The sequence below is a fragment of the Thermococcus sp. genome (genome assembly GCF_027063845.1).
GTDB lineage: Archaea > Methanobacteriota_B > Thermococci > Thermococcales > Thermococcaceae > Thermococcus.
The window spans coordinates 1-5,533 of record NZ_JAMOQU010000056.1; the positions used below are offsets into that span (position 1 = coordinate 1).

Below are 5,533 nucleotides of genomic sequence, written 5' to 3' on the forward strand. Positions count from 1 at the left end.
GGGTAAGCTGGATAGACCGGTGTGGCTGGAGGCACTGGAGTTGCCGGGGTGGCAGGATACGGTCCGTAGGCCGGCGCCGGAGTGGCGGTGCTCGGGGCGCTTCCGCTGGTAACGGCCTTGATGGCCTCCTCGACTGGTGTTCCAGGAGCGACCTGGTAGAGCTTTATGCCCGCGGCCTGAATGGCCCCAAGGGCGTTCGGACCGACCTGCGGGGCGACTATCGCCTCAACCCCCTCGTTGATGAGCGTCTGAACCGCGAGCGGTCCCGCACCTCCCGCGGCGTTCATGGCAGGGTTCTGGATGACCTTCTCGCCCACGACGTTTCCGTTCTCGTCAACGTCAACTATGAGGAACGCGGGCGCCCTCGCGAAGACGGGAGCAACGGTATCGTTCAGTCCTCCCCCGTTGGTAGGTATCGCAATCCTCATACCCATCACCTCCTTCCTTCTGTTATTTTGTGCATATGCACAAACTTATAAACCTTTCGGCGACCCTAACGAATTGGTTAATAAGGCTAAACCTCTATGAATGGTCAGGTGGTTGCATGCTGTTGAGAAGGATTAAACGGGAGGCCTTAAAGCTCACCGATGGGCTTGAGCTGGTTGACTTCGGCTTCGCCCTACCCTACACGTGGGTTCTCGTTGAAGGAGAAAAAGGAAAGGCCCTCGGTGTTGCGATGACCCTTCCAGAGGAGGTCCAACGTTACACGAACTCAATAGGTGAGCCCTTCCTTGATAGGTTTATCGAGAAGGCTGATAGCACGAACGTCATTGAAAGAACCCTTGGACTCGCCGCTATAAACGCGGTTTCTCAGTACCACATTGACCTAAGCGACGCCGACGACGTTGACGTTCTGGAGCTCCTGCATGAGAACGCCGGAAAGGTTGCGCTAATCGGTAACATGCCACCGCTGGCGAAGGAGCTTCGGGAAAGGGGACATGAGCTCTACGTCTTCGAGAGAAACCCGAAGCTATGGGACAGGGAAACGCTCAGCGATGCCCTCGAGTACCATCTGCTTCCCGAGATGGACGTTGTGATAGCGAGCGCAAGCTGTCTCGTGAACGGAACCATCGACATGCTCATCGACAGGGCAAAGAGGGCGAAGCTCTTCGTCCTGACTGGGCCAACGGGACAGCTTTTGCCTGAGTTCCTCAGGAGAACGCGCGTTACCCATCTGGCTTCGATGAAGGTCGTCGATATAGAGAAGGCCCTCTTGGGCCTCAAGCTCGGCTCCTTCAGGGGCTTTGAGGAGGGAAACAAGAAGTACGTGATTTCAGTGCCATGAGTGAGTTGATGCATTCATGGCTCCGTGCCGTTGGAACCCACTGTTCATTATTTGCCTGAACCCTGCCCGTTAGATTTATATTTCTGAATGAATGTGCACATTTTGGGTGAGACCATGAGAAAGGTGGTCCTTGCAATACTCGGAGTGCTTCTCCTCGGGATGGCAGTGCCACAGGCCGGTGCAGTTTCATTGAGGACGAGCGGGGTTTCCCCAACGACAATAATGATGCTGACGTACTTCTACTACAGGAACTACAACGCTCTACTCCCTGAGTTCAACGCCACATACCAGAAGGCAGTTGAGCTTGGAGTGGACAACACCACCCTTTCCAGGGCGATAGAGCTTTACACCAACGCAACGACTTTCATGGAGAGGGCAACTGAGGTTTCTGCTGGAGGCAACATCCTCGCGAGCCTCGGAAGCTACCGCGTCATGATACTCGTCAGGAACGCTTACTTCACCCTCAGGGACGCCTACGAAGTCCTCACCACTGCGATTCAGAACGCCACTGTTGAGAACGTTACCCGCTCCTGATTTTAGTCTATTTTTGTTGTCCCTTCACTGGAGAAATTCCCACAGCCTCCTGAAGAACTCCGTTTTTCTGCCCTTTTCCGTCACGAAGCGGAGAACCCTAAGCTCCTCAAGGGTTTCATCTTCGATTTGAACCTTTCTGCCCGCTTCCCTCACGTCCCTGCTTTCTGCAAGGGCGTTAACGACCCTCCAGCCGTCGGGAAAGAGGGCGTTGAAGTACCTCTTGAGCCACCTTTCGTCAATCGAGCGGACGAAGAGCTCGCCCTCGCGGGAGAGGCGGTAGTAGGTGTGGTGCTTGTGAACCTCGAAGGCCTTCTTGAAGCGCGCCTTGCTTCTCTTTATCGCGCTCCCCGAGTCGCGCTCAATCAATCCGAGCTCGAGAAGGTCGTTTATCACATCTTCGATGAGCTCAAGGGGTAAACCGCTCACCTTCGCCATCATCTTGGCGTAGTCAACTCCCGCTTTCTTCAGATGAACGAGAACGTAGAGGTGAACCGGTAGGAGTTCAAAGCCTCGGTAGGAACCGGGGCGTTCTCCTCGCGTATTCCCGCCACTCATCTCCAAACCGCCCCTCAAGGGTCTTCTCTTCATCGCCTATAAACCTCACTACCGCGAACCAGTAAATCGCTGGCAGGCCCAGCATGAAGCCCCCGATGGCGAGGGAGAATCCGGGGATTGTCAGGAGGCCCCAGATTGAGTATATCGGGTGCCTAACGCGGGAATAACAGCCTTCCGTCAGCAGTTTACCTTCTCTGTAAGCTCCTGAAACCTGAAGGTAGCAGACGAGCCACAGTGCAACTCCGACGATAACGAGAATTGTCCCAACCCCCGGCAATCTAAGAGTCTGGAGCCCGAGGGCGGAGTTCAGGCAAAAGGCGAGGAGCGCATAGGAAAAAGCGGAAAGCGCCACCTTTGGCTCTATGCCCCAGAAGTGCATGACTCACTCCTCGATTGGGGGCTTTTCGGCCTTCTTCGCCTGCACTTGGCTGTAGAGGTCGTCGAAGTTCTCAATGAGCCTCTGCAGGGCGAGCTTTAAATCCCTCGTCCTCGTGAAGAAGGCTACCTTGTTGGTCTTGTCGCGAATCCTCAGGAAGTTCGGCCCCATTCTGAACGCGGCAAGAACGTCAACGTCGAGGAGCTGGCTAATCACAGCTTTAAACTTCCTCGGGTCGCCGTGCCCCTCGTCCTCTTCCTCTTCGAAGTCCTTGGCTTTGTTCGGCCTCTTTTCGATGAGCCTCACGCTTCCATCTTCGCAGACCTCGTAGATTGCGAAGAACTCGGAGTCGCCGTAGTGTGCGTCTATCAAGTGTTCATCGTCCTCCATTCCGAACGCGACCTTGAGGCACCTCTTCATGAGCACCACCGCTGAAAGCTCGATGGGCACTTTAAAAAGATTTAGGGGAGCCTAATCACAGGTCGATGTCCTCGAACCACTGCTCGATTAAATCTTCTGGAATTTCTTCCTCCTCAACGTTCTCCTGCATGAACTCCCACATCTCAAGGTGCCTCCTCAGGATTTCGGCGTGCTCCCTGCTTATCTCGGCCAGCCAGCGGAAGAGCCTCCTTGCCTTTTCTGATTTGGCTCTCATGCTCAGCTCCGAGTAAAGCTTTGCCGTCGCTTCCTCTGCGTCGATGGCGTAGCGGTAGTAGTCCTCAACGGTCGCTTCGGGGTCTGCGAGGGCCTTCTCAAGGAACTCAAGGGCAACATTGATTTCCTTCAGTCCCCTCGTGTCTGCAGGCAACTTAACGCCTTCGAGAAGCTCTGCGTTTCTCTCGGCGTGGCTCGCAATGAGTTTTAGGTCGTCCTTGAAGTCCCTCGGGACGAGCGGAATCAGTGCCCTATAAACTTCGGCCTTCTTTTTCTCTATCCTAACGACGCTCTTCATACCCATCACCGAATTTTAATAACCTTAAGTGAATAAAAACTTTTCGCGACTTTCGTGATTATGCACAAAGCTTAAAAGGAATTCGGCTTCCCTAATTTCTGGAGGTGAGAGCTTGCAGATAGCCGTGAGCGGTGGAAAGGGAGGAACCGGAAAGTCAACCGTCGCGATTAACCTCGCGGTCGAGCTTGCAAGGCGCTTCAAGCTGGTCTTAGCCGATTTGGACGTTGAGGCGCCGAACGACCACCTGCTCCTCGGCGTTGAGCTGGCCAGGGAAGAGCCGGTGAACCAGTTCATGCCGAAGTTCGACTACTCGAAGTGCACCAAGTGCAGGAAGTGTGCAGAAGTCTGTGAAGAGCACGCGATAATAACCCTGAAGGACGGGACGCCCTTCCTCATGCCGAACCTCTGTTCGGGCTGTCGGGCCTGTGAGATAGTCTGTCCCGTTCCGGGGGCGATTCTGGAAGCCTTCCGCGTCATCGGCCACACCTATGTGACCGAAACGCCCTACGGATTCACCCTCGTCACGGGGAAGCTTAGGGAAGGTGAAGAGCGCTCGATGCCCCTCGTCGTTGAGGCGAAGAAACGCGCGAGAAACCTCGACTACGAGCTCCTGATGGTTGACACTGCAGCGGGAACCGGCAACACCGTCTCGAAGGCGATTGAAGGGTCAAGGCTCCTCATAGCGGTCACCGAGCCGACCCCACTGGGAATCCACGACACCGAGCTCATTCTCCAGCTCGGGAAGCTGATGGGCCTTAAGACGTGGGTCGTTGTCAACAGGGCTGATTTGGGCGACATTGGGAAGGTGAGAGAGATAGCGGAGAAGTACGGTGCAGATGTTGTGGCAGAGATTCCCTACAGCGAGAACATCGTCAGGAGCTACGTAAGCGGAAAACCCATCGTCCTTGAGGACGTTCCCGAGGCGAAAATCTTCCGCGAACTGGCCGAGAGGGTTGCCGAGTTCCTGGGGGGTGGTGAGTGATGCAAGTGGCGATTGCGAGCGGTAAGGGTGGCGTCGGGAAGAGCACGATAACGGCCTCGCTCCTCTACCTCCTGAAGGATAAGTATAAACTCATCGCTGTCGATGCAGATGCCGAAGCCCCGAACCTCGGCCTTCTCCTCGGCGTTGAGGAGTGGGAGGAGGAGAGGGAGCACATCGGGGCTAAGGTTGCCAGGATAAATACCGAGACCTGCGTCCGCTGTGGAATCTGCTACGAGCGCTGTCCCTACGAGAGCATCTACATCGACGAGGACGGCAACTACGTCGTCAACGAGCTCACCTGCGAGGGATGCAACGTCTGCGGTTTAGTTTGCCCCGTTCCAGGCACTATAACCCTTGAGCAGGCCCGCTCTGGACTCATCAGGAAGGCAACCACCAAGTACGGCTTCCCGATAATCTCGGCCCAGCTCGATGTCGGCAGGCCTGAGAGCGGTAAGCTCGTCACCGAGGAGAAGGAGTGGGCGAAGAGGCTGATGGACGAGCTCAACCTAGAGCACATGATTGTTGATTCAGCGGCGGGAATCGGCTGTCAGGTGATAGCGAGCATAGGCGGGGCTGACTTGACGATACTGATTGCCGAGCCGACGCCGGCCTCGCTCAGCGACGTTCAGCGTGCCTACAAGGTCGTCCAGCACTTCAGACAGCCGGCTTACTTGATAATCAACAAGGCTGACCTGAACCCTGGCTTTACCGCCCTGAGGGACTGGGCCGAGGCCGAAGGGATTCCGGTTATAGGCGAGGTCCCCTACGACAGGGCAATTCCGAAGAGCATGGCGATGCTTAAACCCGTCGTTGAGGCCTTCCCCGACAGCCCGGCGAGCAAAGCGCTCA

The 5,533-nt window shown here is 55.8% G+C and carries 9 protein-coding genes; 4 read left to right on the forward strand and 5 right to left on the reverse strand.

What is annotated here, in order from left to right:
* The coding region (locus MVO87_RS03980; protein ID WP_297552286.1) for a NifB/NifX family molybdenum-iron cluster-binding protein at positions 1-428 on the reverse strand (428 nt) is incomplete at its 3' end.
* Positions 429-544: 116 nt separating this feature from the next.
* On the opposite strand from MVO87_RS03980, the gene MVO87_RS03985 reads away from it, so the two are divergent.
* Both MVO87_RS03985 and MVO87_RS03990 read left to right on the forward strand, forming a co-directional pair.
* Positions 545-1,285 carry a Rossmann-like domain-containing protein gene (locus MVO87_RS03985; protein ID WP_297512576.1) on the forward strand — a complete coding sequence of 247 codons (741 nt, stop codon included), beginning with the start codon at positions 545-547 and terminating at the stop codon, positions 1,283-1,285.
* A gap of 114 nt (positions 1,286-1,399) precedes the next feature.
* Positions 1,400-1,819, forward strand: coding sequence for a hypothetical protein (locus MVO87_RS03990; protein ID WP_297512574.1), 420 nt, complete (start codon positions 1,400-1,402; stop codon positions 1,817-1,819).
* A gap of 24 nt (positions 1,820-1,843) precedes the next feature.
* Here the strand turns inward: MVO87_RS03990 and MVO87_RS03995 are convergent, their stop codons facing one another.
* From MVO87_RS03995 to MVO87_RS04010, 4 genes are read right to left on the reverse strand one after another with little or no spacing between them, the layout of a single operon-like run.
* The gene (locus MVO87_RS03995) at positions 1,844-2,374 is read right to left on the reverse strand and encodes a DUF2250 domain-containing protein (RefSeq protein ID WP_297512572.1); all 531 of its coding nucleotides are present in this window, start codon (positions 2,372-2,374) and stop codon (positions 1,844-1,846) included.
* On the reverse strand, positions 2,322-2,753 hold the full coding sequence (locus tag MVO87_RS04000) for a methyltransferase family protein (RefSeq protein ID WP_297512570.1): 432 nt from the start codon (positions 2,751-2,753) through the stop codon (positions 2,322-2,324). Before MVO87_RS04000 ends, MVO87_RS03995 begins: the two co-directional genes overlap by 53 nt.
* A gap of 3 nt (positions 2,754-2,756) precedes the next feature.
* A complete protein-coding gene (locus MVO87_RS04005) occupies positions 2,757-3,170 on the reverse strand; it encodes a NifB/NifX family molybdenum-iron cluster-binding protein (protein ID WP_297512598.1) in 414 nt (137 codons plus the stop codon).
* A 55-nt stretch (positions 3,171-3,225) separates the two neighbouring features.
* A complete protein-coding gene (locus tag MVO87_RS04010; protein WP_297552288.1) occupies positions 3,226-3,708 on the reverse strand; it encodes a ferritin family protein in 483 nt (160 codons plus the stop codon).
* A gap of 106 nt (positions 3,709-3,814) precedes the next feature.
* Here MVO87_RS04010 and MVO87_RS04015 point away from each other — a divergent pair, with 106 nt between their 5' ends.
* The gene (locus MVO87_RS04015) at positions 3,815-4,684 is read left to right on the forward strand and encodes a P-loop NTPase (protein WP_297512568.1); all 870 of its coding nucleotides are present in this window, start codon (positions 3,815-3,817) and stop codon (positions 4,682-4,684) included.
* The coding region (locus MVO87_RS04020; RefSeq protein WP_297552285.1) for a nucleotide-binding protein at positions 4,684-5,533 on the forward strand (850 nt) is incomplete at its 3' end. The genes MVO87_RS04015 and MVO87_RS04020, both read left to right, overlap by 1 nt.

Coding starts and splice junctions, on each gene's coding strand:
- MVO87_RS03985 (WP_297512576.1), top strand. CDS start 545: ATGCTGTTGAGAAGGATTAAACGGGAGGCCTTAAAGCTCACCGATGGG.
- MVO87_RS03990 (WP_297512574.1), top strand. CDS start 1,400: ATGAGAAAGGTGGTCCTTGCAATACTCGGAGTGCTTCTCCTCGGGATG.
- MVO87_RS03995 (WP_297512572.1), bottom strand. CDS start 2,374: ATGAGTGGCGGGAATACGCGAGGAGAACGCCCCGGTTCCTACCGAGGC.
- MVO87_RS04000 (WP_297512570.1), bottom strand. CDS start 2,753: ATGCACTTCTGGGGCATAGAGCCAAAGGTGGCGCTTTCCGCTTTTTCC.
- MVO87_RS04005 (WP_297512598.1), bottom strand. CDS start 3,170: ATGAAGAGGTGCCTCAAGGTCGCGTTCGGAATGGAGGACGATGAACAC.
- MVO87_RS04010 (WP_297552288.1), bottom strand. CDS start 3,708: ATGGGTATGAAGAGCGTCGTTAGGATAGAGAAAAAGAAGGCCGAAGTT.